Annotated in this window: 25 protein-coding genes; 15 read left to right on the top strand and 10 right to left on the bottom strand. The window is 64.4% G+C overall.

Going from position 1 to position 26,311, the window contains the following annotated elements; all coding sequences use genetic code 11:
* Nucleotides 1–135: 135 nt before the first annotated feature.
* Nucleotides 136–1,674, bottom strand: coding sequence for a sigma-54 interaction domain-containing protein (locus tag AC1DN9_RS15750; RefSeq protein ID WP_478101722.1), 1,539 nt, complete (start codon nt 1,672–1,674; stop codon nt 136–138).
* A 179-nt stretch (nt 1,675–1,853) separates the two neighbouring features.
* Here AC1DN9_RS15750 and AC1DN9_RS15745 point away from each other — a divergent pair, with 179 nt between their 5' ends.
* The 4 genes from AC1DN9_RS15745 to AC1DN9_RS15730 are packed head-to-tail and all read left to right on the top strand — an operon-like array spanning nt 1,854 to nt 8,110.
* Complete coding sequence (locus AC1DN9_RS15745) at nt 1,854–3,356, top strand: efflux transporter outer membrane subunit (protein ID WP_478101720.1); 1,503 nt, start codon at nt 1,854–1,856, stop codon at nt 3,354–3,356.
* Nucleotides 3,353–4,540 carry an efflux RND transporter periplasmic adaptor subunit gene (locus tag AC1DN9_RS15740; RefSeq protein WP_478101718.1) on the top strand — a complete coding sequence of 396 codons (1,188 nt, stop codon included), beginning with the start codon at nt 3,353–3,355 and terminating at the stop codon, nt 4,538–4,540. The genes AC1DN9_RS15745 and AC1DN9_RS15740 overlap by 4 nt, the downstream gene beginning before the upstream one ends.
* A gap of 13 nt (nt 4,541–4,553) precedes the next feature.
* Complete coding sequence (locus tag AC1DN9_RS15735; protein ID WP_478101716.1) at nt 4,554–7,676, top strand: efflux RND transporter permease subunit; 3,123 nt, start codon at nt 4,554–4,556, stop codon at nt 7,674–7,676.
* A complete protein-coding gene (locus AC1DN9_RS15730; RefSeq protein WP_478101714.1) occupies nt 7,673–8,110 on the top strand; it encodes a hypothetical protein in 438 nt (145 codons plus the stop codon). Before AC1DN9_RS15735 ends, AC1DN9_RS15730 begins: the two co-directional genes overlap by 4 nt.
* A 20-nt stretch (nt 8,111–8,130) precedes the next feature.
* Here the strand turns inward: AC1DN9_RS15730 and AC1DN9_RS15725 are convergent, their stop codons facing one another.
* A complete protein-coding gene (locus AC1DN9_RS15725; protein WP_478101713.1) occupies nt 8,131–8,835 on the bottom strand; it encodes a Crp/Fnr family transcriptional regulator in 705 nt (234 codons plus the stop codon).
* 145 nt (nt 8,836–8,980) lie between these two features.
* Between AC1DN9_RS15725 and AC1DN9_RS15720 the strand changes: the two genes are divergently transcribed.
* Nucleotides 8,981–9,421: a hypothetical protein gene (locus AC1DN9_RS15720; protein ID WP_478101711.1), complete on the top strand. Its 441-nt coding sequence runs from the start codon at nt 8,981–8,983 to the stop codon at nt 9,419–9,421.
* 72 nt (nt 9,422–9,493) lie between these two features.
* On the opposite strand, the gene AC1DN9_RS15715 is transcribed toward AC1DN9_RS15720, so the two are convergent.
* From AC1DN9_RS15715 to AC1DN9_RS15705, 3 genes are read right to left on the bottom strand one after another with little or no spacing between them, the layout of a single operon-like run.
* Complete coding sequence (locus AC1DN9_RS15715; protein WP_478101710.1) at nt 9,494–10,984, bottom strand: tripartite tricarboxylate transporter permease; 1,491 nt, start codon at nt 10,982–10,984, stop codon at nt 9,494–9,496.
* A 1-nt stretch (nt 10,985) separates the two neighbouring features.
* Complete coding sequence (locus AC1DN9_RS15710; protein ID WP_478101707.1) at nt 10,986–11,516, bottom strand: tripartite tricarboxylate transporter TctB family protein; 531 nt, start codon at nt 11,514–11,516, stop codon at nt 10,986–10,988.
* 2 nt (nt 11,517–11,518) lie between these two features.
* Complete coding sequence (locus AC1DN9_RS15705) at nt 11,519–12,478, bottom strand: Bug family tripartite tricarboxylate transporter substrate binding protein (RefSeq protein ID WP_478101705.1); 960 nt, start codon at nt 12,476–12,478, stop codon at nt 11,519–11,521.
* A 109-nt stretch (nt 12,479–12,587) separates the two neighbouring features.
* Between AC1DN9_RS15705 and AC1DN9_RS15700 the strand changes: the two genes are divergently transcribed.
* The 5 genes from AC1DN9_RS15700 (at nt 12,588) to AC1DN9_RS15680 (ending at nt 16,278) form a co-directional block, all read left to right on the top strand.
* Nucleotides 12,588–13,268 (top strand): response regulator, encoded by a 681-nt coding sequence (locus AC1DN9_RS15700; RefSeq protein ID WP_478101703.1) that lies wholly within the window; start codon nt 12,588–12,590, stop codon nt 13,266–13,268.
* Nucleotides 13,265–14,677 (top strand): sensor histidine kinase, encoded by a 1,413-nt coding sequence (locus AC1DN9_RS15695; RefSeq protein WP_478101702.1) that lies wholly within the window; start codon nt 13,265–13,267, stop codon nt 14,675–14,677. The genes AC1DN9_RS15700 and AC1DN9_RS15695 overlap by 4 nt, the downstream gene beginning before the upstream one ends.
* A 3-nt stretch (nt 14,678–14,680) precedes the next feature.
* Nucleotides 14,681–15,106 carry an RNA-binding S4 domain-containing protein gene (locus AC1DN9_RS15690; RefSeq protein WP_478101701.1) on the top strand — a complete coding sequence of 142 codons (426 nt, stop codon included), beginning with the start codon at nt 14,681–14,683 and terminating at the stop codon, nt 15,104–15,106.
* A gap of 63 nt (nt 15,107–15,169) precedes the next feature.
* Nucleotides 15,170–15,976: a PPK2 family polyphosphate kinase gene (locus AC1DN9_RS15685; RefSeq protein ID WP_478101699.1), complete on the top strand. Its 807-nt coding sequence runs from the start codon at nt 15,170–15,172 to the stop codon at nt 15,974–15,976.
* Nucleotides 15,977–16,086: 110 nt separating this feature from the next.
* A complete protein-coding gene (locus AC1DN9_RS15680; protein ID WP_478101697.1) occupies nt 16,087–16,278 on the top strand; it encodes a hypothetical protein in 192 nt (63 codons plus the stop codon).
* Here AC1DN9_RS15680 and AC1DN9_RS15675 read toward each other — a convergent pair.
* The 5 genes from AC1DN9_RS15675 to AC1DN9_RS15655 all read right to left on the bottom strand — a co-directional run bounded on the left by AC1DN9_RS15675 (nt 16,251) and on the right by AC1DN9_RS15655 (nt 21,803).
* Nucleotides 16,251–17,819 carry a fatty acyl-CoA synthetase gene (locus tag AC1DN9_RS15675; protein WP_478101695.1) on the bottom strand — a complete coding sequence of 523 codons (1,569 nt, stop codon included), beginning with the start codon at nt 17,817–17,819 and terminating at the stop codon, nt 16,251–16,253. The two genes, AC1DN9_RS15680 and AC1DN9_RS15675, sit on opposite strands and share 28 nt — an antisense overlap.
* A gap of 71 nt (nt 17,820–17,890) precedes the next feature.
* Nucleotides 17,891–18,358: a MarR family winged helix-turn-helix transcriptional regulator gene (locus AC1DN9_RS15670; RefSeq protein WP_478101693.1), complete on the bottom strand. Its 468-nt coding sequence runs from the start codon at nt 18,356–18,358 to the stop codon at nt 17,891–17,893.
* A gap of 51 nt (nt 18,359–18,409) precedes the next feature.
* The gene (locus AC1DN9_RS15665) at nt 18,410–19,375 is read right to left on the bottom strand and encodes a PDR/VanB family oxidoreductase (protein ID WP_478101692.1); all 966 of its coding nucleotides are present in this window, start codon (nt 19,373–19,375) and stop codon (nt 18,410–18,412) included.
* The gene (locus tag AC1DN9_RS15660) at nt 19,372–20,412 is read right to left on the bottom strand and encodes an aromatic ring-hydroxylating dioxygenase subunit alpha (RefSeq protein WP_478101690.1); all 1,041 of its coding nucleotides are present in this window, start codon (nt 20,410–20,412) and stop codon (nt 19,372–19,374) included. Before AC1DN9_RS15660 ends, AC1DN9_RS15665 begins: the two co-directional genes overlap by 4 nt.
* A gap of 53 nt (nt 20,413–20,465) precedes the next feature.
* A complete protein-coding gene (locus tag AC1DN9_RS15655) occupies nt 20,466–21,803 on the bottom strand; it encodes an MFS transporter (protein ID WP_478101688.1) in 1,338 nt (445 codons plus the stop codon).
* A 482-nt stretch (nt 21,804–22,285) separates the two neighbouring features.
* Here AC1DN9_RS15655 and AC1DN9_RS15650 point away from each other — a divergent pair, with 482 nt between their 5' ends.
* The 5 genes from AC1DN9_RS15650 to AC1DN9_RS15630 all read left to right on the top strand — a co-directional run bounded on the left by AC1DN9_RS15650 (nt 22,286) and on the right by AC1DN9_RS15630 (nt 26,301).
* The gene (locus tag AC1DN9_RS15650; protein WP_478101686.1) at nt 22,286–23,584 is read left to right on the top strand and encodes a tyrosine-type recombinase/integrase; all 1,299 of its coding nucleotides are present in this window, start codon (nt 22,286–22,288) and stop codon (nt 23,582–23,584) included.
* Nucleotides 23,585–23,967: 383 nt separating this feature from the next.
* On the top strand, nt 23,968–24,711 hold the full coding sequence (locus AC1DN9_RS15645; RefSeq protein WP_478101684.1) for a hypothetical protein: 744 nt from the start codon (nt 23,968–23,970) through the stop codon (nt 24,709–24,711).
* Between the two features lie 653 nt (nt 24,712–25,364).
* Entirely contained in the window at nt 25,365–25,634 is a 270-nt protein-coding gene (locus tag AC1DN9_RS15640; protein WP_478101682.1) for a hypothetical protein, read from the top strand.
* Nucleotides 25,635–25,801: 167 nt separating this feature from the next.
* The gene (locus tag AC1DN9_RS15635) at nt 25,802–26,005 is read left to right on the top strand and encodes a helix-turn-helix transcriptional regulator (protein WP_478101680.1); all 204 of its coding nucleotides are present in this window, start codon (nt 25,802–25,804) and stop codon (nt 26,003–26,005) included.
* Complete coding sequence (locus AC1DN9_RS15630) at nt 26,002–26,301, top strand: hypothetical protein (protein ID WP_478101678.1); 300 nt, start codon at nt 26,002–26,004, stop codon at nt 26,299–26,301. Before AC1DN9_RS15635 ends, AC1DN9_RS15630 begins: the two co-directional genes overlap by 4 nt.
* Nucleotides 26,302–26,311: the final 10 nt, after the last annotated feature.

Here is a 26,311-nt window from a genome sequence, read left to right as displayed (position 1 = left end):
AATGGTGACTGAATATTGCACAGTTCGTGCCAATCGCCATCGTCTTGAAAACAAAGGACTTTCCCTTGGGTCTCCTGCAAAACGTCCGATTTCAGGACAGATTGAGTGCCTGCAAATCAGGCAATTGCATATTTCTCAGTCAGGGTTTTCCAGACGTTCGTAAAGCGTCGCCCGCGAAATTCCGAGCAGCCGCGAGGTCGCGAGCTTGTTGCCGCCGGTCGCAGTCATCGCGGCGGCGATGGCCTTGCGCTCGAGTTCGGCGACCTGCTGCGCAAGCGGCCGCAGCAGCGCGGTGCTTTCGTCGGCAGCGCCGGTCGACTCGATCGGCATCTTCGTCGGCGGCGCAATCTGCTCCTGGCCGGCTTCGCGCAGGATACGTTCGAGTTGCGCTGCGTCGATGCGCTGCGAATCACTGCGCATCGTCACCTGCTCCAGGACGTTGCGAAGTTCGCGGATGTTGCCGCGCCAATGCTGCGCGGCGAGCAGCGCCAGCGCGTCGGGCGTGAGTTCGGGCGGCGCCTCGCCGCTGCGCAGGGCCGTGTCTTCGCCCAGCGCCTCGACCAGCGCTGGAATGTCGCCGCGCCGTTCGCGCAAGGGCGGCACGCGCACCGGCAGCACGTTGAGCCGGTAATACAGGTCTTCGCGGAAGCGGCCTTCGCGCACCAGTGCAGCGAGATCCCGCGAGGTCGCGGCGATCACGCGCGCGTCAAAGGGCACCAGCTTGTTCGAACCCAGCGGTTCGATCTCGCCTTCCTGCAATGCGCGCAGCAGCTTCGCCTGCAGGCCGAGCGGCATGTCGCCGATCTCGTCGAGGAACAGCGTGCCGCCGTCCGCCAGCTTGAACTTGCCTTCGCGCGCCTTGCGGTCGGCGCCGGTGAAAGCGCCGGGCGCGACGCCGAAGAACTCCGCTTCGAGCAAGGTGTCGGGCACGGCAGCGATGTTCACGCTGACAAAGTGCCCCTTCGCGCGCGTGGAGGCCGCATGGATCGCGTGGGCGAGCAGTTCCTTGCCGGTCCCCGTTTCGCCGAGCAGCAGCACCGGGCTGGAGGACTGCGCCGCGCGACGCGCATGGCGCTTGACCTCCACCGCCGCCGGGCTGCTGCCGATGAAGCTGGCAAAGGTGTACTTGGAGCGCCGCTGCCCGTCGGCCGATTGCTGGTACAGCGGGTTGTTGCGCTGGCTCGCCAACTCGCGCCGCGCATCGTCGAGGTCACGCTGCAGCAAGGCGAACTTGCTGATCAACGGCTGCAAGGTGGTTTCGGGGTGGTCGAAGAGCACGATGCCGATTGCGCCGATGACATCGCCCGGCAGGGCGCCCGCGTCGCCTTCGCGCTCCTCCCGCAGCGGAATGCGGCTCACGACAAAGGTGCCGGCCTTGTTGGTCAGCAAGTCGATCAGGATCGGCTCGCCGGTCTCCAGCACCCGGCGCATCTGCGTGTTGGGGATCACGTCTTCGACCCGATGGCCGAGGAACTGATCGATCGACGAAAAGCCGAGCGCCGGCAGAAAACGGCGGTAGCCCTCGTTGACCCAGACGATCCGGCCGCTGCGGTCGACCAGGAACATGCCCTGGCTGATGCTCGAGAACAGGTGGAACATCGAGCGCGCGGCGAGCGCGAGGACGCCTTCGGCATCGAGCGGCAATGCGGGCGGAGCGGCGGTGGCGGATGACATGGCGGGATCGTAGCGCGCCACTTCCGGCTGACGCCCCCAGGAAAGCGGCGCGCACCGACAAAACGCCCGCTTGCGCCTTGTTATGCTGCGCCCCTTGCAGGGCTCATCGGCCCACGATGGCGCGCAGGCAATTCGACCCGTTCGCCTGACACGCCTCCTTTTTGCGGAACCCCGATCTCATGAGGAATCCCCGGCTTCCGGCGCTCACGCTCGTCGCCTCTGTGCTGCTTTCGGCCTGCGCCGTCCCACGCCCGCCTGAAAAGGTGGAGGCGCCGACGCCTGCGCACTGGAGCACGCCGCTGCCCGCCTCCACGGCCCCGCTGCCTCACGGCGGCTCGCTGCCGACGCTCGCCGAATGGTGGCGCCAGCTCAATGACCCGCTGCTGGTCGATCTGATCTTCGCGGCCGAGGCCGCCAGCCCGGACGTCGCCAGCGCCGGCGCGCGTATCGCCGAAGCGCGAGCCACACGCGTGGCGGCCGGCGCCGCGCTGGTGCCGAACCTCAACGGATCGGCTTCCGCCAGCCGCGGCAATTCGCCCACCACGGGCCTCACCGCGCCGACGACCGGCACCGCCACCGACGGCTTGAGCACCACCCTGCCCGCCATCACCACACTGCAGGCGGGACTGCAATCGAGTTGGGAGATCGACCTTTTCGGCGGCCTGCGCGCCACCCGCGACGCAAGTCAGAACCGCCTCACAGGTGCCGACGCCAATTGGGATGATGCGCGGGTCTCCGTCGCGGCCGAGACCGCCAACAGCTACCTCGCCGAACGCGCTTGCCGGCGCCAGCTCGTGGTGTCGACGTCGGATGCGCAATCGCGTGCCGAGTCGGCGCGCCTGACCGACCTGTCGATGCGTGCCGGCTTCACGGCGCCGGCGGATGCCGCGCTGGCGCGTGCGAGCGCTGCCGAGGCGTCGGGGCGCCTCACGCAGCAGCGCGCCCTGTGTGCCGTGCAGCAACAGGCATTGGTCGCGCTCACCGCCATCGAAGCGACCACGCTCAAGGCCAAGTTGGACGCCGCGCCCATCGATGTCACGCTGCCGGCGGTGCAGGCCGTCCACAGCGTCCCGGCCGAAGCGCTCGCGCAGCGGCCCGATGTCTATGCCGCCGAGCAGGCCGTCGCCGCCGCCAGCGCGGATGCGGGCGCGGCCCTGGCGCAGCGCTTTCCGCGCCTGACACTGCAGGGATCGATCGCGACGCTGCAGGTGCGCGCCGGCGCGTTCCGCGAAAGTTTCGACACCTGGACGATCGGGCCGCTGGCGCTTAGCGTGCCCATCTTCGATGGCGGCACGCTCGCGGCCAATTCCGAGGCCGCCAAGGTGCGTTACGACGAAGCGGCCGCCCTCTACCGCGCCAAGGTCCGACAGGCGGTGCGCGAAGTCGAGGAAGCGCTGATCAACCTGCAAAGCACCGACGAGCGCGCCAACGACGCCGACGTCGCGGTCACGAACTACCAGGCCTCTTTCGACGCCACGCAGGCGCGCTACGGCACCGGCCTCGCGAGCCTGTTCGACCTGGAAGACGCGCGGCGCACCCTGTTCACGTCGGAGACTGCGCGCGTCGCGCTGCAACGCGAGCGTGCCGAAGCCTGGGTTGCGCTCTATCGCGCCATGGGCGGCGGCTGGTCGCGACCCGAATCCGTGGCAACCACGACATCTCCCGCTGCCCCGTCACCATGAAAAGAATGAAGCGTTCCACACTCATCGTCGTCCTGGTCATCCTGCTGGTTCTTGCCGGCGCGGCCTTCTGGCTCGTGCGCGGCAAACAAGCCGAGCGCAACCGGCCGAACGAAAGCGCGACGGCCCGCCCGACCTTGACCGTGACCGTTGCAAAGCCCGAGACCAGCGAACTCAACGTCACGTTGGCGGCCAACGGCAACGTGTCGGCATGGCAGGAAGCCAGCGTCGGTTCCGAATCCACCGGGCTGAAGCTCGCGGAAGTGCGCGTGAACGTGGGCGATGTGGTCAAGAAAGGCCAGGTTCTGGCAGTTTTCTCGGGCGATTCGGTCCAGGCGGATGTCGCCCAGGCGCGCGCGTCTCTGGCCGAGGCACGCGCCACCGCCGCCGACGCATCCGGCACCGCGGCGCGCGCACGCACGCTTCAGGCCACCGGCGCGATGAGCCAGCAGCAGATCAACCAGTACCAGACCGCCGAACAGACCGCGAAGGCGCGGGTCGAGGCGGCCGAGGCCGTGCTCGCCGCGCAACAGGTGCGCGGTCGCAACACGCAGGTGATTTCGCCGGACGACGGCGTGATCTCTTCCCGCACCGCGACGGTGGGCAGCGTCGTGACGGCCGGCACCGAACTGTTCCGGCTGATCCGGCAGGGTCGGCTTGAATGGCGTGCCGAGATCACCTCTTCCGAACTGGGTCGCATCGCGGTCGGCACGCCGGCGGTGGTCGTCAGCGCGGGCGGTGCGCAGGTCGAAGGCAAGGTGCGCAGCGTGGCGCCGACGGTCGATCCGAAGACGCGAGCCGCCCTCGTCTACGTCGACATTCCCAATGTTCTGCAGAACACCGGAATCAAGGCCGGCATGTTCGCGCGCGGCGACTTCCTGCTCGGCCGCAGCAGCGCGGTCACGGTGCCGCAGGCTTCGGTCGTCCCGCGCGACGGATTCAACCACCTGCTCCTGTTGCAACCGGACAACCGGGTCGCGATGATGCGGATCGAGACCGGCCGGCGCGTGGGCGATCGCGTGGAAATCACGACCCCACTGCCCGCGGACGCACGCGTGGTCGTCCAGGGCGCGGGCTTCCTCAACGACGGCGACCTCGTGCGCGTCGTGGAAGGCACCGCCGCCGCCACTGCCGCGAATGGGCAGACGTCCGCCCCCGTGAAGCCGGCGATCGAAGCCGCCAAATAAAGGAGCAGCCACCATGAACGTGTCGGCCTGGTCCATCCGCAACCCGATTCCGGCGGTGATGCTGTTCGTGCTGCTCACCTTCGCGGGACTGCTGTCCTTCAACGCGATGAAGGTGCAGAACTTCCCGGACATCGACCTGCCGACAGTGACGGTCTCCGCAGCCCTGCCCGGCGCCGCTCCTTCGCAGCTTGAAAACGACGTCGCACGCAAGCTCGAGAACTCGATCGCCACCGTCCAGGGCCTGAAGCACATCACGACCAAGGTCCAGGACGGCGCGGTGACGCTGATCGTCGAATTCCGTCTCGAAAAGCCGGTGCAGGAGGCGGTGGACGACGTGCGCTCCGCTGTGCAGCGCGTGCGCGCCGACCTGCCGGCCGACGTGCGCGATCCAGTGGTCACCAAGCTGGACTTCGCTGCGCAACCGGTGCTCGCGTTCACGATCTCGTCGACGCGCTTGGACGACGAAGCACTGTCGTGGTTCGTCGACAACGACGTGACCCGGCGCCTGCTGGCGATCAGCGGCGTGGGCGCGGTCAACCGCGTGGGCGGCGTGACGCGGCAGGTGCACGTCGATCTCGATCCCGGCAAGCTGCAGGCGCTGGGCGCGACCGCGGCCGACATCTCTCGCCAGTTGCGGCAAGTGCAAACCGAAAGCGCCGGCGGCCGCACCGACGTCGGCGGCAGCGAGCAGCCCGTGCGCACACTCGCGACCGTGCGGTCGGCTGACGAGTTGGCCGACATGCAGATCGCGCTCTCGGACGGCCGGCGCATCCGGCTCGATCAAGTCGCGCGTGTCAGCGACACCATCGCCGAGCCACGCGCGGCGGCCCTTCTCAACGGCAAGCCGGTGGTCGGCTTCGAGGTGGCCCGCAGCCGCGGCGCGAGCGAGGTCGAGGTCGGCGCAGCGGTGCAGAAGGCACTGGACCAATTGCGCGCCGAGCGGCCGGACATCCAACTCACCGAAGCCTTCAACTTCGTCGAGCCGGTGCGCGAGGAATACGAGGGCTCGCTGCATCTGCTGTACGAGGGCGCGATCCTGGCGGTGATCGTGGTGTGGCTCTTCCTGCGCGACTTGCGCGCGACTTTCATCTCGGCGGTGGCGCTGCCCATGTCGGCCATTCCGGCATTCGTGGGCATGTACCTGCTCGGCTTTTCAATCAATGTGGTTTCACTGCTGGCGCTGTCGCTGGTGGTCGGCATCCTGGTGGACGATGCCATCGTGGAGGTCGAGAACATCGTGCGCCACCTGCGCATGGGCAAGACGCCCTACCAGGCAGCCATGGAAGCCGCCGACGAAATCGGCCTTGCGGTGATCGCCACCACCTTCACGCTGATCGCGGTGTTCCTGCCGACCGCCTTCATGAGCGGCGTGGCCGGCAAGTTCTTCAAGCAGTTCGGCTGGACCGCCGCGCTCGCGGTTTTCGCCTCATTGGTCGTGGCGCGGATGCTCACGCCGATGATGGCGGCCTACATCCTCAAGCCCATCGTCACGGCCGAGAAGGAACCCCGCTGGCTCGCGATCTATATGCGGATGGCCGAGTGGTGTCTCAGGCATCGCTTCAAGACGATGGTGCTGGCCACCCTCTTCTTCTTCGGCTCGGTGGCGATGATCCCGCTGCTCAAGACCGGATTCATCCCGCCGGATGACAACTCGCAGACGCAGGTGTACCTTTCGCTCGCGCCGGGCGCGACGCTGGCGCAGACCACCGTGGCGGCCGAGGAAACCCGCCGCCGCGTCATGGCGCTCGAGCACGTGCGCAGCGTCTACACCACGGTCGGCGGCGGCAGCGCGGGCGGCGACCCGTTCGCGAATTTCGGCACGCCGGAAACGCGCAAGGCCACGCTCACGATCCAGCTCGACCCGCGCGGTGACAGGCCACGCAAGCAGGTGATCGAGAACAGGATCCGCGCCGCGCTCGAAACGCTGCCCGGCGTGCGCAGCACGGTCGGCCTCGGCGGCTCGGGTGAAAAGTACATCCTGGCGCTGAGCGGCGACGATCCGGCCGCCCTGACCACGGCCGCGCGCGCCGTCGAGCGCGACCTGCGCACGATCCCCGGGCTCGGCAACATCACCTCGACCGCGAGCCTGATCCGACCGGAGATCGCGGTACGCCCGGACTTCGCAGCCGCGGCCGATCTCGGCGTGACCAGCTCGGCCATCGCCGACACGCTGCGCGTCGCCACGCTCGGCGACTACGACCAGAACCTGCCCAAGCTCAATCTTGCGCAACGGCAGGTGCCGATCGTCGTCAAGCTGGAAGACTCCGCGCGGCAGGATCTGGCGCTGCTCGGGCGCCTCGCGCTGCCCGGCACGAGCGGACCGGTGATGCTGGAACAGGTCGCCCAGCTCACGGTGGAAGGCGGCCCCGCCGTGATCGACCGCTACGACCGCTCGCGCAACGTCAACTTCGAGATCGAACTGTCGGGCGTCGGCCTCGGCGACGCGAAGGATGCCGCGATGGCGCTGCCATCCATCCGCCATCTGCCGCCTGGCGTGCGCGTGGCTGAAGTGGGCGACGCCGAAGTCATGACCGAACTCTTCCAGAGCTTCGGCCTCGCCATGCTGACGGGCGTGCTGTGCATCTACATCGTGCTGGTGCTGCTGTTCAAGGACTTCCTGCATCCGATCACGATCCTGTGCGCACTGCCGCTGGCGCTCGGCGGCGCCTTCGTGGGGCTGCTGATCGGCCAGAAGGCGCTGTCGATGCCGTCGCTGATCGGGCTGATCATGCTCATGGGCATCGCGACCAAGAACTCGATCCTGCTGGTCGAATACGCGATCGTCGCGCGCCGCGACCACGGAATGAGCCGCTGGGACGCACTGCGCGACGCTTGCCACAAGCGGGCGCGCCCCATCATCATGACCACGCTCGCCATGGGCGCAGGCATGTTGCCCATCGCGCTCGGGCTGGGCGCGGCGGACTCCAGCTTCCGCTCGCCGATGGCGATGGCCGTCATCGGGGGACTCATCACGTCGACGGTGCTGAGCCTGCTGGTCGTGCCGGCCGTCTTCACCTACATCGACGACATCGAGCACTGGATTCGCCGCACGTCGCGGCGCATCCGCGGAGCGGTTGGCAGCCACCGCCCGCAAGATAGACTCGGCGAATCGTCGATCGACAGGGGTACACCGTGATCACAATCCTTCAGCGTGCTGCGATTTCCAGCGCCCTTCTGAGCTTCGCATTGGCATCGGTCGCACAGACCCCCACGAACCAGGCCGAAGCGCAGCGGCGCTTCGATGCGCAAATCGCGAAGTGCAACAGCGGAAACCTCCCCGCGCCCGAACGCGATGCCTGCGTACGGAAGGCGGGCCATGATCTGGATCGCGCGCGCGGCGCTCCCCCGCGCAATGTCATCACCCGGACGCCGGATCGCCGATCCACCGTGGTGACACCTGAAGGCGCTCCCGTGCCGCCCAGCGGAACCACGACCGTCCGGACGCCCGATCGCCGGTCCACCGTGGTCTCCCCCGACGGATCACCGGTGCCCTCCAGCGGCTCGGCGTCGGTCAGGTCACCCGATGGCCGATCCACCGTGGTGCCGCCGGCCGATCAGCCGTCTCGCTGAACCGGGAGCGGGATAAGTTCTCAGGCAACGCCCCGCACAGCCGCCACCAGCGCCGCGAGACGACGCGCATCCACGACGAGGAGCGCCTTGCCATCTCGTGCAAGCACACCCTCGCGCCGGAGCACGTTGAGCTCGCGCGTGACCTGCTCGCGATTGGTACTGACCTGGCTTGCAAGCTCGGCGTGCGTCGGCGCGGGCTCCAGGCGTGCCTGGTTGTCGGCGATGCCGGCCGCTTGCGCCAAGCGAAGGATTTCGGCATGCACGCGGTTCTGCACCCCCATCGTGCTCAGGTCGATGACGCGCTCGGACAACTGCCGCACCAGCTTGACCAGGCCACGCATCACGCGTTCGGCAATGATCGGCTCCTCACGCAACAGCGCGAGGAACGCGACGCGGTCCAGACTCGCGACCACACTGGGCTTGAGGGTCACGACATCGGCGGATCGCGGCTTGCCGTCGATGGCGGACAAATCGCCAAAGTACTCGCCTTCGTTCGAGTCGCGAAACGTGACCTGGCGCCCGTTCGGCGCATAGGTGGTCACGCGCAACTGGCCCGACACCAGGAAGTACACGTCACTCTTCTCTTCTGACCGGAACAGCAGCGACGTGGCGGCCGGGATGCTCTGCCACACGCAGCGTTGGGCCAGATCGTCAAGGCGCTCCTGAGACAAGCCTTCCAGCAGCGCGATGTGCCGCAGGGCAAGACTGGAACGCTGGACTGTCATCCTCGACCTCGCACGCCGGGAAAAGCGGTTGAGAAAAAACTGTGCGCAAACGCACAGCGCGAAAGCAGGTGAATCGCCACAGTTGCACTCCGTGATGTCCGCGATTCCCGCTGTCACACATCAGGAGCCTCAAGGAGATTTCATCATGAATGCAAAGCTATTTGTCGGCATCTCCGCACTTGCGTTGGCGGGTGCCGTGTCCGCGCAAACCGTGCCGGCCGAGCAATGGGTCGGTGCCCCGATCCCGGCCGTGGGTCATTTCACCCGGGCCCAGGTTGCGGCCGATCTCAACGCCAGTCGTTCGGTCGCGGCCGCCGCACCGGAATTGCGTGTCGGTCCTGCGGACCCGAGCCCCGGTGCAGAGAGCCGCGCTGAAATCGCAGCTGACCTGAAGTTGTGGATCAAATCGGGAATGAGCCAGGTGGCCAACTCGGACAGCTTCGATCCGAACAGCGCGGCTTATCGGTCGCAGTATGCGGCCTACCAGCGGATGCGCAACGGCCCGGAGTACATGGCCGAAGTCCAGCGCTTGCAGGGCAAGACCGCAACGACGGCCCAACTCGGGTCAGGCCCGGCCGGCAATTGAGCGCGGCCAGCGACCGTCGGGAAACACCTCGCAGCCGGCTTCGCCGGACCGCAGGTGTTGCCCCGGAGAGAGCTATTTGCTCATTCGCTTTGCAAGGCGCGGAAGGATGAGCACGCCGAGCACGATGACGATCAGCGCGATCGACATCGGACGCTGGAAGAACACCGCTGCACTGCCCTCGCCGATCGACATCGCGTTGCGCAATTGCGCCTCGGCCAAGGGCCCGAGGATCATCCCGACCACCACCGGCGCGGTCGGAAAATCGAAGCGCCGCATGATCACACCCAGCACGCCGATGGCATAGAGCAGCAGCAGGTCGAACGCACTCTGCCGCATACCATAGGCCCCGACCGTCGCGAAGATCAGAATGCCCGCGTAGAGCTGCGGCTTCGGAATCTTGAGCAGCTTGACCCACAAGCCCACCATGGGAAGATTCAGCACCAGCAGCATCACGTTGCCGATGTAGAGCGACGCGATGAGCGCCCACACGAGCGCCGCCGACGTAGTGAAGAGTTGCGGACCAGGCTGAATGCCATAGTTCTGGAACGCGCCCAGCAAGATGGCCGTGGTGTTCGAGGTCGGAATGCCCAGCGTGAGCAGCGGGATCAGCGCCGCAGTCACCGTCGCGTTGTTGGCGGCCTCGGGGCCGGCAACGCCTTCGATCGCACCCTTGGTGCCGAATTCGGCCTTGGCGTCCGCATCCTTGGCGAGCTTCTTTTCGGCGGCGTAACTCAGGAAGGTCGGGATCTCGGTGCCACCGGCCGGAATGCAGCCGAAAGGCGTCCCGATGGCGGTACCGCGCAGCCAGGCGGGAATCGAACGCTTCCAGTCGCGAGCAGTCATGTGCACGCGGCTGAGCTTGTTCTGATCCTCGACCACCTTGCCTTCATAGAGCACGGCGTAGAGCACTTCGGCCACCGCGAACAGGCCGACGGCGACCAACACGATCTCGATGCCGTCGAGCAGTTCCGGGATGCCCCCGGTGTAGCGCCCTTGCCCGGAAATCTGGTCAAGCCCGATGCACCCGGCCGCAAGACCGATGAACAGGGCCGTCATGCCGCGCAAGGTGCTCTTGCCAAGTACCGCACTCACGGTGGTGAAGGCCAGCAGCATCAGCAGGAAATACTCGGGCGGCCCGAGCTTGACCGCGAAGTCGGCCACGAAAGGAGCGAAGAGCGTGACGATGACCGTGGCGATGGTGCCTGCCACGAAGGAGCCGATGGCAGCCGTCGCGAGCGCGGCGCCTGCACGACCGCTCTTCGCCATCTTGTTGCCCTCCATCGCCGTCACCATGCTGGCGGTTTCGCCTGGCGTGTTCAGGAGGATGGAGGTGGTTGAGCCGCCGTACATGGCGCCGTAGTAGATCCCCGAGAAGAAGATCATCGAGGCCGTGACGTCGACCTTGCCGGTGATCGGCAGCAGCATCGCGACCGCCACGGCCGGGCCGATGCCCGGCAGCACGCCGACCGCCGTGCCGAGGGCGCAGCCCACCAGGCACCACAAGAGGTTCGCAGGGGTGATGGCCAGCGCGAAGCCGTGCATCAATGCGTTGAAGATTTCCATGTCAGAGCCACCCAGTCCCAGTGAGGCCCGGAAGATTGATTGCGAGGAACTGGGTGAACATCCAGAACACGGGCGCCGAGATCAGCAAACCCGTCACGATGTCGATGAGCCAGGTGCGAGGCGCGTTGACGCCCCCCTGCCCGCTCGCGCGCCGCAGGCCCTGCACCGCCAGCAAGTAGCACAGCGTGCAGCTGAAGATGAAGCCGATGGTCGTGATCAGCGCCGCGTTGAGCAGCAGCCCGGCGGACACCCAGATGAACCCGGCCCAATACGGCTGGACCGCGCCCGAGGGTTCTTCCATCTCGCGGAAACCACCCGTGCGCGATTCCCAGATGATCCAGGCGCCGCACACCGTGAGCGCGATCGACACCAGCCAGGGCAGGAAATTGGGGCCGACGCCCCCATAGCCGGCCTCGGACGAGATGTCGATGGCGCCGAACGCCAGAGCCAGTCCGGTGACGAAAACCCCGACACCTACCAGCGTCTGGGGCCAGATCGCCGGCCTCGGGATCGCAATGTCGATCGAAGACACGTTCAGACCATTCCGGACTTGACCATCGTCGCGCGCAGACTCGCGAACTCGTCGTCGACGAACTTCGCGAAGGCATCGCCCGACAGGACAGCAGGCGTCCAGTCGTTCTTCTTCACGGCCTCGGCCCAGCTCGGCGTCTTGAGGGCCGCGAGCACCATCTCGGTCAGCGCCTTGCGCTGCTCGGGCGTGATGCCCGGGGCGCCGTAGACGCCACGCCAGTTGCCGATCTCGACATCGATGCCCTGCTCCTTGAGCGTCGGCACATTGATGCCCGGCAGGCGCGTGGCAGAGGTCACGGCGATGGCCTTCATCTTGCCGGCATTGATGTATTCGGCGAACTCGCTGAAGCCGCTGCCGCCGACGGTGACGTTGCCGCCCAGAATGGCCGCCGTGGCTTCGCCGCCTCCGCGGAACGCAACGTAGTTGATCTTGGACGGATCCACGCCGACCTTCTGCGCGATCATCGCCGCCGCAATGTGCTCGGTGGAGCCGCGCGAGCCGCCGCCCCACTTGACGCTGCCCGGGTCCTTCTTGAGCTGGTCGACCACGTCCTTCATGGTCTTCAGCGGGGAATTCGCCGGCAGCACGAACACGTTGTATTCGCTCGTCATGCGGGCGATGGGAGTGGCCTGCGAGAGGCTGACCGGCGGCTTGCCGGTGATGATGCCGCCCAGCATCACCGCGCCCATGATCATCATCGCGTTCGGGTCACCCTTGGAGCCGTTGACGAACTGCGCCAGTCCCAGCGCACCGGCCGCGCCGCCCTTGTTGTCGTAAGTCACCGTGTCGGCGAGCTTGCCGTCGGTCAGCGCCTTGCCGAGCGCGCGTCCGGTGGTGTCCCAGCCACCGCCCGGGTTGGCGGGGATCATCATCTTGACGTTGGCTGCCGCCCAGGCCGAAAGCGGCAGGGCGCCGGTGGCGGCCATGGCGGCCAGTGACTTCAAAAAGGTATCTCGACGCATGCATGTCTCCTTTGTATGGAAGCTGAGTAGAACCTGACTTCGCTATGATGCGCCGCCCCGCTGTCAGTTGGCTGTCCGGCGAACTGGGGTAAACACCGAAAATCCAGGGATGAAGCTGCTGCTGGTCGAAGACGATCCGTCGATGCAAGCCACCTTGCAGCGCACGCTCGGCCGCCGCCAGATCGACGTGCGTCTCTGCGGGGATGGCGCGCGCGCCGTCGCGCAATGGCAGGCGCTCGAGCCGGACGTGGTCGCGCTCGACCTCAGCCTCCCCAACATCGACGGCCTGCAGGTGCTGGCCCAGGCGCGTGCCGCGGGGCTGCGCACGCCCGTGCTTCTGCTGACTGCGCGCGGCACGGTGGGCGACCGAGTCATGGGCCTCAACGCGGGCGCCGACGACTACCTGCCCAAGCCCTTCGACCTCGATGAACTGGAAGCCCGCATCCGGGCCCTGCACCGCCGTCAACAAAATGTGGGCGGCGATTCACCGGCAAAGCTGCCGGAAGTCGGCGGGCTGCGCTACGAGCCCGACAGCGGCGCGATCTACCACCGCGCCGAAGTGCTCGAATTGACGCCGAGGGAGCTCGCGCTGCTGAAGGCGCTGATGGTCAAGCCGGGCCATGCGGTCTCCAAGGAGCGCCTGTTCGAGCTGGTCTTCCCCGGCGAGATGGACGTGCAATACGAGGCTGTCGAGGTCGTGGTCTACCGGCTTCGAAAGAAACTGGCCGGCACCGACGTCACGCTGATGACCCTGCGCGGCCTGGGCTACCTCTTGCGCGAAGACACATGAGGCGCGTCAGTTCGCTGCGGGCGAGGTTGCTGGTCGGCATCCTCGCGCCGATCGCATTGTTCATCGTCATCAACAGCATCAGCCTGTATCGCCAGAGCCTCGCGGCCGCCACCACCGCCTATGACCGCACCCTCCTCGCCTCGGCGAAGACCATCGGCGAACAACTCGACGTCGTCGGCTATGACGAAGCGGCTTCGCTGCGGGCCATCGTCCCCTACTCGGCGCTCGAGGCCTTCGAGGCGGACAGCCAGAGTCGCATGTTCTATCGCGTGTCCACGCTCGCCGGCGAGTTGGTCTCGGGTTTCGAAGAGCTTCCGTCCTGGCACGGCAAGCTGCCGGACCGGCCGCCGTACGCCGCGCTGGTGGACTTCTACGACGCGCAATTCCGAGGAATGCCCGTGCGCGTCGCGGTGCTGCTGCAGCCTGTTGCCAGTGCGAGCGGGCGCGGCATGGCTGTAGTGCAGGTGGCCGAGACCCTCGAACTGCGCGAGACGCTTGCGCGCAAGCTGCTGCTCGACACGCTCTGGCGACAGTTGGTCCTGATTTCGGTGATCGCGGCGGTCACCGTCCTCGTGGTGCAGCGCGCGACCCGGCCGGTGCGTGAGCTCGGCGAGACGATCGAGGCACGCGCTGCCGACGACCTGTCGCCCATCGATGCGCCCGACGCGCCGCGCGAACTGCGTCCGCTGATCGACGCCACCACCGAAGTCATGGGCCGCCTGCAGCGGCTGCTGGATCACCAGAAGCGCTTCGTACGCGACAGTGCCCACCAGTTGCGCACACCGTTGGCCGTGCTCAAGGCGCAGGTGCAGTCGGCTCGCCGCGGGGACGTGCCGCCCGAACAGGCGTACGCCGAGATCGGGCAGACCGTGGAGCGCGCGACCAGCCTCGCAAACCAGATGCTGTCGCTCGCCAAGGTGGAGCAATTGCGCCAACAGCCCGAATCGATGGTGCTCGATCTGGCGGAGGCGGTGCGCGCGATGGCCCTCGACCTGTCGCCGCTCGTGGCGGACAAGGCGCTCGATTTCGAGCTCTACGCACCCGCGCCGGTGCCGGTGCGGGCGCACCGCTGGATGCTTCAGGAACTGACGCGCAACCTTCTCCACAACGCCATCAAGCACAGCCCGCACGAGGCCGCGCTGGCGGTGCGGGTCGAAGCCGACGACGGTTTCGCGATCCTGAGGGTCAGCGATCACGGGCCCGGTATTTCGGACGAACTGCGACAGCGGCTGTTCGCTCCTTTCGCCGCCGGCGACGTGGCCAGCGGATCGGGCCTGGGCCTCGCCATCTGCCGCGAGATCGTGCTGGCGCTCGGAGGCCGCATCGCGCTTGACAACCGGGAATCCGGTGGACAAATCATCGGGCTGGATGCTCTCGTGCATCTGCCGCTGGCGCGCGACAATCGCTGAAACATGGATCGTCTTCGCATCGACAAATGGCTCTGGGCGGCGCGCTTCTTCAAGACGCGCTCGCTCGCCGCCGACGAGATCGGCAAACACCGCGTGCAAGTCAATGGCGACGTCGCCAAGGCGTCGCGGGAAGTCAAACCGGGCGACACGGTGACGATCCGCCTCGGGCCGATCACCCGGGTCGTGCGCGTTCTGGGCATCAGCGGCCAGCGTGGACCCGCGCCTATCGCGCAGCAACTCTACGAAGAAACGGCCGAGAGTCTTGCCGCGCAGGCCGCCGCGCGCGAACAACGGCGCCTGGGCAGCGAGCCGGCGCTCAGCATCGAACAGGGGCGACCCACCAAGCGGGATCGCCGCGACCTCGACACCGCGCGCCGCGGCAACTGGGACAACCGCTGGAGCGCATCGCTCGATCCGGACGACGAGTAATCACGCTCACCGCTTTGGGCGCCATCGCGTACGCTGCGGCTTTTGCGCGAGGAGTCCCAGTCCATGGCCAGTTTCAACAAATACCGCGTCGGCAAGAAGTTCAAGCTCGCCGACGTCAATCCCGCGGCTTCGCCCTTCCAGAAAGGCCCCGAAGAGGACCAACGCGAGGCGCTCGAAGCGCTGGCCATCCGGCTCGACGAACTGCAGAACCTGCTGCACGCCGAAGGACGACGCAAGGTGCTCCTCGTTCTGCAGGGCCTGGACACCAGCGGCAAGGACGGCACCATTCGCTGGGTCTTTTCGCGCACTTCGCCGCTCGGCGTCGCCGTGAAGGCCTTCAAGGTGCCCAACGACGAGGAGCGCGCGCACGACTACCTGTGGCGTTGCCACGCCGCCGTGCCGCGGGCCGGCGACATCGCCGTTTGGAATCGCAGCCACTACGAAGACGTGCTGGTGCCGGTTGTCGAGGGCTGGATCGACAAGGCCGAGGCGCGCCGCCGCTACGCGCAGATCAACGACTTCGAGCGCATGCTGACTGAGACCGGAACAGTCATCATCAAGTGCATGCTGCACATCAGCAGGGACGAGCAGCGCGCGCGCCTGCAGGCGCGGGTCGACGACCCGGGCAAGAACTGGAAGTTCGCCCTGGCGGACCTTGACGTGCGCAAGAAATGGGATGCCTATGAGCGTGCCTACGAAATGGCGCTGGTCGCCACCTCGACCAGCCATGCCCCGTGGTACGTGGTGCCGTCCGACAGCAAGCGCCATCGCAACCTCATGGTCGCCCAACTGCTCGTGAAGGCGTTGAAGGACATGGGACTCAGCGTGCCGCCTTCAGACCCTGCGCTCAAGGGCTTGATCGTGAAATAGCGCTCTGTCAGCACTGTCCTACGCGCGCGTCGCCGAAATACGTACTGGAGACGCGCACATGCGCTGCGAGAGTTCGCCCCATTCAGTTCAAAAAACCTCGGGGGATCTCGATGAGCGTTTTCTTCACTCCCATGGCCCTGTTTGCCGGTCTTTATCTGATGCTTGTCTGCGCCGGCGTGCTATGGATGAACGCCAGGCGGCCGCTCCGGCTCCTCAGCAACGAAATCGCGCAGCGTGTCGAGACTTCGATCTCGGTGCTGGACGAATGTAACGCTCATTCCCGCGCGAAAAGGCCCTCGTGACCTTTGCGCAACTCGCGCTTCAGTAGCTTGCCGCTCGGGTTCTTGGGCAGCGCCTCGACGAACACCACACGCTTGGGTGCCTTGAAGCTGGCCAAGTGCTCGCCGCAATGTGCAAGCACTTCCGCCTCGTCGAGCGCGTGGCCCGCCTTGACCACCACGACAGCCACCACGGCCTCCACCCAGCGCGGATGGGGCACGCCCACCACGGCGACTTCGGACACCTGCGGCAGGCGGTAGATCATTTCCTCGACCTCGCGGCTGGCCACGTTCTCGCCACCGGTCTTGATCATGTCCTTCTTGCGATCGACGATCGTGATGTAGCCCTCTTCGTCGATCGTCGCGAGGTCGCCAGAATGGAACCAGCCTCCTTCGAACGCAGCTTTCGTGCGTTCATCGTCGTGGAAATAGCCGAGCATCAGGTGCGGCGAGCAATGCACCACCTCGCCCACTTCGCCGACTGCAACGTCATTCATCCGATCGTCGACAACCCGCGTCTCCACGTTGAGGACGGCGCGCCCCGCCGAGCCGGGCTTGCGCAATTGGTCGTCAGGACCCAGCATCGTGGCCAGAGGCGCGATCTCGGTTTGCCCGTACAGGTTCCATAGCCGCACCTGCGGCAGCCGGCGACTGAGTTCGCGCAGCACCTCGACCGGCATGATGGAAGCGCCGTAGTAGCCTTTTCGCAGGCTGCTCAGGTCGGTGCTGTCGAACAGCGGCGAACGCAGGAGCGAAATCCACACAGTGGGCGGCGCGAAGAAAGAGCCGATTCGGAACCGCTCGATCAGCGGCAGCAGGTTGTCGGGTGTCGGCTTGGCCGTGATGACGTTGGTCGCGCCGACGTAGATCGACGGCCCGAGGAACACGTCGAGTTGCGCGCAGTGATAGAGCGGCAATGCGTGCAAGGTGAGGTCGCCGGCGTTGATCTCGGCGTCGACGAGACAGCTGACGTACTGCGCGATCACTGCGTCGTGCGTGAGCATGGCGCCCTTCGGTGTCGACTCGGTGCCGCTGGTGTAGACGATCTGTGCCAGGTCGTCGGCCTGCAAGTCCACCTGCGGCGGTTCGGTGTCACTCTCGGCAAGCTTGTCGAAACGAAGCATGCCCGGCGCGGGATCGCTCGGCTCCTCCGATGGAAGCCACAGAAACTCGCGGACGGACGTGTCGAGCGCAGCGGCATCCCGCGCCAGGCCGGCCAGGCCGGAGTCGGTTGCCAGAAGGGAAGCTCCGGCATGCCGCAGGATGTACGCCACTTCTTCCGCCTTCAGCATGAAGTTGATCGGAACGAGGACCGCTCCGAGTCGTGCAAGCGCAAAGCGCAGAGCGGCAAAGGCGTGGGAGTTCCGAGCCAGGACCGCAACGCGCGCACCCTTGGCGATCCCGTGCTGCGCCAGGCCGCTCGCCACTCGACTGCAGATGCTGTCGAATTCGGCGTAGGTCCATCGGGTATCGCCGCAGGCAATGGCCAATTTGCCGGGCTCGCGCCTGGCGCTGCGTCGCAAAAGGTCGGCCAGCGTCTGGCGGCGGGCTGTTTCGTGGGTCATCGGGCGTCTCCTTGGGCCGGGTCCCCGCGAGGATAGTGCCCGTTCGACGCCATCGCCAGATAGGTGTATCGCTAGGGCCGCATCGGTGCGCGGCTTCGCTCGTTGTTGACCGAGACGAACTTGCTCAGGAGATGCATGAAGTCACGGCGTTCTTCTTCGCTAAGCATGCCAAGGAGTGAGTTCTGCATCTGCTGCATGCCCGGCACCTTCTCGGCAAGGACTTGCTCGCCGAGTTCGGTCAGCCGCAGTTCGCGCTGACCCCGCGCCAGCAACTTGCGGGAGATCCAGCCTTTGCTTTCGAGCCGCACGGCGATGTCCGCCGCGCTGGAGGTGTCCAGCGCGACCTGCTGCGCCAGGGTGACCTGATCGATGCCGGGCTTGTCCTGCAGGGTGCGCATCACCGCGTATTGCACCGGCGTCACGTCACGCCCAAGCGTTTCGTAGAAGACCGAAACGGAGATCTGGTGCGCGCGACGAATCAGATGGCCCGGTTGGTCATTCAGATCGATGGGGGCTTCGTTTAAAACTTTGCACTGCATGATGGCGAACGGAGTACTTAACTTTCGCCATTATCGAGGCTGGTTTCTTGCCTACAGGTCGAGCACCAGCATCGGCGAGCGGGACCGCGAACAACAGGGGGTGAACTGGTCGTTGGCCGCCTGCTCCTCGGGCGTGAGGTACATGTCCTTGTGGTCGGGCTCGCCTTCGAGCACCCGCGTCAGACAGGTGCCGCACACGCCCTGTTCGCAGGACGTCGCGACCTCGACGCCAATGGCAGCCAGTGCCTGCACGACCGTCTGGTCCTTGAGCACGGTCACCACCCGACCCGAACTTGCCAGCTTGACCTCGAATGCGGCATCGGCATCGGACTTGACCACCTCGGCAGAGAAGAATTCGTAGTGGAGTTGCTCGGCCGGCCAACCTGCGGCGCGCGCGGCATCGAGCACCCAATCCATGAATCCCTTGGGGCCGCAGACGTACAGGTGCACGCCGGGCTTCGGCGTGCCGACCAACGGGCCGAGCGCGAGTTTCTGAGACGCTTCGCCGTCGTCGAAATGAAAGTGAACCTGCGAGCCGAACGTCGATTGCGCGATGCGGTCGGCGAAGGCTGTCCGTTCGCGCGAGCGGGTGCAGTAGTGCATCTCGAAGGAGCCGCCTGTGATGGCCAGACGCTCCGCCATGCAGAGAATGGGCGTCACTCCGATTCCACCGGCGATCAACACGCTGTGATTGGCGCCGTTGGTGAGCGGAAAGTGGTTCTTCGGCGCGCTGATGCGCAGCGGTGCGCCCTCCTGCATCGCGTCGTGCATGGTCTGCGAACCGCCACGCGAATTGGGATCGCGCAATACGCCGATCAGGTACCGGTGACTTTCGCGAGGATCGTTGCACAGCGAATATTGCCGCGTGATGCCGCCCGGCATCTGCACGTCGATGTGCGAACCAGCGGAGAAGGCTGGCAGCGGGCGCCCGTCCGCCTGCACCAACTCGAAGGTGCAGATGTCGACAGCTTCGTTTTGCTTGCGCGCGATGCGCACATCCAGTTCTGCGGCGTTCATGACGACACCGCCTGGCCTTCCTCCGCCATCAGACGATCGAGCACGCGGCGCGATTGCACCCCGCCCGAATCGATGTTGAGCTTCAGCAATGGCCGATCCGGATATGCGAGATGGTTGCGCTGCTGCGATTCGAGCATCTCCAGATCCTCGCTGAAGATCTTGTGTTGGCCTTCGCGAATCGAAGCGGTCAAGGCCTTGTCGTGCGGCTGGAAGTTGCGCGCCATGCCCCAGAAGTACCAGTGCGAGGTCTCGGTTTCGGGCGTGATGAAATCGACGACGATGCTGGACACTTTGTGCGCGGCGTCCGCGTCGTAGCCGCCCTTGCCCGCGTGCGCCACGCCGACTTCGATCATGACGTGGCTCGGCGGCGTGAAGCGGCAGATCTGCCAGCGATCGACCGGCACGTCGTCAGCCAGGTGATTGCCCCGCAAGGCCATGCGCCAGAACGGCGGCGCAGAGATGTTTTCCATGAACCGGCTGGTGACCACCATGTCGCCCTCGACCTTTGTCGTGGTGGGCGTCTCGTCGATTTCCTTCTGGCCGATGCTCGTGGAATGCACGTATGTCTCGTGCGTGAGGTCCATGAGGTTGTCGATCATCAGGCGGTAGTCGCAGCTGATGTGGAACAGTCCGCCGCCATAGGCCCAATCGGAACTCTCTGCCCACTCGAGGTGATGCAGCTTGGTCGCATCGGCAAGGGCCGGATCGCCCGGCCAGACCCAGACGAAGCCGTAGCGTTCGATCACCGGAAAGGTCCGGATCGCCGGGAAGCCGCGAACACGCTGGCCGGGCATCGCGACGGTCTTGCCATCGCAGCCCATTTCAAGGCCGTGATAGCCGCACACCAGCTTTCCCTCGACCACCCGACCCAGCGACAGCGGCGCGCCGCGATGCGGGCAGAAATCCTCCATCGCCGTGGCCTTGCCTTCGAGCGCGCGGTAGAGGACCAGATTTTCGCCGCAGATCTTGCGGCCCAGCGGCTTGTCGTCGATTTCGTTGGCCGAGCAGGCAACGTACCAGTTGTTCTTGGGGAACATGTGTGTCTCCTTGTGGGTGCTGTGGGGGAGCTAGAGAAGGTTTTCGATGCGCCTTAGTGCGCGGCAATCACATCGCCTGCGGGGCCAGGGGTCGCACTGCGTCGCAATGCCAGCACCGAGACCATCGCGGCCAGCAAGGGCAGCGCATACGCGTAATAGAGTTGCGGCGGCTGCCAGCCACCGTCGAGTAGCGCCCCGGCGGTGAGCGGCGCAAGGATTGCCCCGATGCGCCCGACTCCGATCGCCCAACCCATGCCAGTGGTGCGAACCGCTGCCGGGTAGATCGCCGGAGCGAATGCGTAGAGGCCGGCCATCGAACCGAAGATGAACATGCCGATCAGGAAGGCAACGGCAAACGACGCGGTCAGATGGCCCGTGACGGCACCGAAGATCGCCATCACAAGTGCCGTGATCGCCAGATTCGCGACAGTCAGACGACCCAGGTCAAGCTTGGATGCCAGCAGGCCGAACACACTGCCGCCGATGATGCCGCCAATGTTCAGGAGCACACCACCCGTGATGCCCTCGCGGGCCGAGAGACCTGCGGAGACGAGAAGCTTGGGAGTCCAGCTGAGCGCAAAGTAGAAGCTGAACATCAGTAGGAAGAAGGCGATCCAGAGCAGAACCGTCGATCGGCCCAGGCCGCCGGCAAACAATCCTGCAATCGAACTGGACGAGCGTTGCGCTTCGACCTCCAGCGGCGGCAATTCGGCCAGTTCCGGGCGCTGCATCTTGCACATCAGGATGTTGAGCTTGCGCAGCGCACCGGCCGGACGCTTCGACGCGAGGAAATCCACCGATTCAGGCAGCCGCCACATCACGAGCGGAATCATGACCGCGGTGGCCAATGCGCCAAAGACAAACACCGAGCGCCAGCCATGGACCTCCAGCAGGACGGCTGCGATGCTTCCACCGATGGTTGCTCCGATCGGATAGCCAGTCGCCTGCAACGCGACGGCCGTGCTGCGCCATTTGTTCGAGGCGTACTCAGCCGTGATGACACCAACACTGGCAAGCATTCCGCCGATGCCGATGCCCGTGAATGCGCGTGTGGCCGCCATCTGGAAGGCATCTTGCGCCATTGCGGACAGCCCCATGCCGAGCGCGATCACAGTGAGGCACAGCAGGATGATCGATTGGCGCCCAAATCGATCAGCCAGAGGTGCCAGGAACAGCGAACCGGCAGCCATGCCAAGCAAACCTGCACTGAACAGCATGCCAAGTTGTGCTCCGGTGAGCTTCCATTCAGCCGAAATGCTGGCGGCGGTAAATGCCATCACGAGCACGTCGAAGCCGTCAAGCATGACCAGCGTGACGCAGATTGCAATCGCACTCCATTGGAAACGGCTCATGGGTCCTTCGTCGAAGGTGCGTCGCAAGGTGGGGGTCATCAAGGTCTCCGGATTGATGGAATCTGCCGCGTCTTGGGTGCGCTGTTTTTGAAGGCAGTCGGGTTGCTGTCGTGATTGATTCAGTGTGCTGAATCATCGGCAATAAGTGTACTGAATGTCCTCGACATTCCGATACCTAGTGATAACCCTAAGATTGGGTCAGCGAACGAAAGTACGCGGATCACCGAAAGCCAAAGGCGTTGGAATGCGACAGCTTTCGGCTAAGTGTCGACACGTGCAAGTCCAAACGCAAAAAAGCCCCGACGCTTCGACAGCGCGGGGCTTTTGGGATCGTCTAAGACGATGTCTGGCGGAACCGGAGTCCTCCGAACTTATGGTCATCAGTATCCATTGACTTCCATTTTTCACTTCCTTATCAACCACTTATCTCTGACATGTTCCGCGTAGGTCCGTAGAGGTTCGCCAAAATCCACGCTTTTGGGTAAGATCCACGGTAAGACCTTGATCACTCGGAGACTGATATGGCAACCACGACGGGCACCCTCAAAGCGCGACAGGTGGACGCACTCCCGGAAGGCTTTCACTCGGACGGCGGTAACCTGTACCTGCGAGTGAAAGAATCTGGCGCGCGGGCCTGGGTGTTCCGCTACAAGCAGGCTGGCAAGGTGCGTGAGATCGGGTTGGGCCCCACTCATACCCGTGGCTTGGCAGAAGCGCGGGAAAGGGCTGCAGGCATGCGGAGGGCCGTTCAAGACGGCATGGACCCGGCCTCGCTGATCCACAGAAAGGATCCGACGCGCAAGACCTTCCAAGAGTGCGCAGAGGAGTTGATTGAAGCGAAGCGGCCGGGCTGGCGCAACGCCAAGCACGCACAGCAGTGGTCGAACACCCTCAGCGAGTACGTCTACCCCCCCCTAGGCGCAAAAGACCCGGCTGACGTGGGCCTCGCCGACGTGAAGGCCATCCTCTTGCCTTTATGGGCAACCAAGACCGAAACAGCAACGCGGCTACGGCAGCGAATCGAGGCCGTGTTGGACTACGCCGCAGTGCATGACCTCTGCGACGGCACCCGCAACCCAGCGCGATGGAAAGGCATGCTCGACAAGGTGCTGCCCAAGCCCGACAAGGTTCGAACAAGAAACCACTTCACTGCAGCAGCGTACAGCGACGTGCCGCGCGTAATGGCCGCCCTGCGCGAAAAGGCCCACGTCTCGGCCCTGTGCCTGCGCTTCATCATTTTGACGGCCTGCCGCTCTGGTGAAGGTCGGGGCGCCATGTGGTCGGAGATCGATATGGATGCCGAGCTGTGGACGATCCCCCCCTCACGCATGAAGGCAGGAAAGCCACACCGCGTGGCCTTGCCTGCCGAAGCTTTGGCGATCCTACAAACCATGAAAGAACTCAAGCGCGAGGGGTGCGAGTGGGTCTTTCCAGGTGCCCGCGTTCGGTCTGTGATCTCTGCCGAAACCGTGTCTACCCTAGGCGCAATGAACGAACCGGTGCGCCCGGGAAGGGACCGTGTCACATCTACCACTGCTGGCGGCCTGCTTTCGGATGTTGCAGTTAACAAGACACTGCACAGCGTGTGCCCCGGTGTGACCGTGCACGGATTCAGATCCGCATTCAGGGATTGGGCCGCCGAGCAAACGTCCTTCCCTGCGCGGGTGTGTGAACTGTGTCTTGCGCACGGGAACCCCGACAAGGTTGAGGCGGCATACCAGCGCTCCGACCTATTCGCGAAGCGGCGTGAGTTGTTGACCGCTTGGAGCCGGTTCTGCGCGGCTGGCAGCCAAGTTGTGCAGTTGGTCAAAGCTGCTTAGCGGCCCATATTTTTAAAAGGTGGGGGGTCGGGCAGTGCCAAAAGTGTCGAAACTCCGCCGAAAATCCCTTCCGGCACTTTTGGCACCTGTCAGAGGATAGTCGTTTGCATCAACGAAACGGCTTTCTCCCCAACACCAACGGCTCCGGTGACTCGTGAAATGTATCCTTGCCTGTGTTGTCGCGATCATCGTTGTCACGCTGATGCCCTCCCTTTGGCTGCCGGCGCTGATTGCGCTAGTGGTCTTCGCGGTGCTGGACCTCACAAGCTCCATATGATCTGCGGTGCCGACTTCTTTCACGTTCGGCCCAGCGCCGCACATTCCCGCGCGCCGGCTGGCCGCTGCCGCGCATTTGCATCACGCAAAAAAACGAGGAGAGAAAGATGGTGAAACTTGTTCAACCATGCGCGCCAGTCCTTGCGCTCGCGGCCGGTCTCGCTGGGTGGGCTTGCAGAACCACGCCTCGCGCACCGGCCATCGCAGCATCCCCGCCAAAACCCACATTGCGAACTGAATTCGCGACTGTTAGCGCCCGCATGAAGCATCTAAAAGCAATATATCTGTTCCTTCAGTTTTTCACCCTTGTTTTCGCGAATTCTGCCATTGCAGCAGCACCTTCAAGCCAAGAAATTGCCAACAAATGCAAAAATGCCGACGATGCATCTATTCAAGAAATGCTTGCGGAGATTAATGAAATTAATCAGATGCTGCCAACAGTGCCGCCCGAAGAGGCTCAGTATCTTCAGGCAGAAAACGACCGATTTCAACGCGCTCACATGCAAGAAATAGACGCCCATCCCCGCAATCAGAGCCACTCAAATAAAATTCTGGCTCAATTGGAGAGTCGAAGATATTACGCAGTATGGAGCCTTCGAAATGATATTGATTATGTTCAATTTTTTCTCAAGTCCATAACGGAGCATGTTACCGAGATCGACAAAGCAAGCAGCGTCGCGAACGCGCTTCCGACTTTAATTTTCTACCGGGATGACGCGCTAGACGCTCTTTTTAAAAACAAAATCGACGCCTCAGAAGCCGACAAGAATAAGCTCGAAGTGTCGGCCTTGCTGCTTCCCAGTCGTATAAGTGAATATCTCAAGTGCAAGCTTGCGAAGGCTGCAAAGTAGCGGCTGCACTGCAGACTAGCGCTCACGGAATCACAGCCGGATGCGGGCCCCACTGATGCCAATGATCTGCGGCGTCGAGGCGGGCCCCGCTTTTCGATGGGTCCTGCCGTCCGGCAGGGGTCGCGCTTCGCGACGAAATTGAATTTGTGAGTCTGTCCGCGTTCGACGTGACGGCTTGCAGTTTGCGCCACCGTGGCACATGGAGGGGACATGCGGGGGTCAGGTGATTGTCTATGGATAGAATCCCTCCGTACTCCTCCACGGAGGTATTCACGATGCCACGAGCCTCCAGTAGTGACCTAGACCCGCTGTTTCGCTTCCCCACCCACGTACTGTCGCTAATTGAGAAGGCTCAAGCGAGCATCCCGTTGACGACGAGGCTCAGGGGGGCCAGGCTCTTTCGGAAAGCCGCCTCAATGGAACGCGAACAGCGGAAGCGGATTTCTCAAGCGGGTCAGACGCAAGCCGCTCAGACCAAAGAGGTCGGCGATCGACACATATGCCGATCGGGTAAGCGAGTTCAGACAGAGTCGAGTGACACGTCTACTCGGGCACCAGTCACGCAAAGGCCATCTCCCGCCGCAGTGGAAGCATGGGAGGCGCACGCAAAGCTGTGGGAATACCGCGATTGGTGCAGAGCTCGCGGACAGTCGATGGACTCTGCTGCGGCGGGGTATTTCTCACGTGGGGTGTTCCCCGCCAAGAGCTGCGCACCGGGCCGCCCCAAAAGCGATGCCGTGCTCAGCGATCAAATTCGCTGTGCAGCGGCAATTTACCTAGCTGAATTTGATGGCACGGATGCTGACGCAGCGGCGCACGCAATTGCCGCCAAGCTCAGCCGTCGCAAGTCCTTCGCCGTCCAGGCAAGAAAGCAGTTCAGTGATGAAGAGTGCCGCGCCCAACTAGGGCTGATGATCGACTGAAAGTCACAACACGTGACTCCGCCGCCCGCCCGGGCGGCTTTTTTTTTGCCTATCTCTCCACCCATACCGACTGGAACCCGCATGGATGCTGGTTTTCAGCACCCCCCTTTATTTGCATTGCGCTCTTTCATAGTCTTTGGGTCACCGCATCTCAACGGAGCCCCAAAGTGCAAACAGCGTCCATCAACCACCGTCTACTTTCGATCAAGCAGGTCGAGGACATGACCAGCCTGAAGAAGAGCCGCCTATACCAACTCGTTCAGCGCGGACAATTCGTCCAGCCCGTCAAGCTCGGCCGTCGAACAGCGTTTCCCCAAGCTGAGGTCGAGAGCTGGATTCTTCAGCAACTCGCAACGAGGGCAGCGAAATGAGCCCCCTCAAAATCAACGACGACGGCGGTCTGGGCTGTCCCGTATGTGGCCAAACCTATCTCCACCATCTTGAGGTCGAGATCTGGGAGCGCGAAGCGGACGCCGATGAGTCGATAGTCACCGCTTGCACTGCAGGAGGCGGCGTGAGTATTGAGCGCAGATCTTCGTTCTACAACCCGAGTCACAGGCGCAATGGCATGCGGGTCAAGTTCACGTGTGAATGCTGCCACGCAAAACCTGTATTCACCCTCATTCAACACAAAGGTGAAACATTGATGGCCTGGGAGGGATCATGACGAATCGCCG

The organism is Variovorax sp. 05L425, from assembly GCF_056397705.1.
The sequence above is the reverse complement of the archived record's forward strand: the minus strand, read 5'-3'. Positions and strand labels throughout refer to the sequence as shown.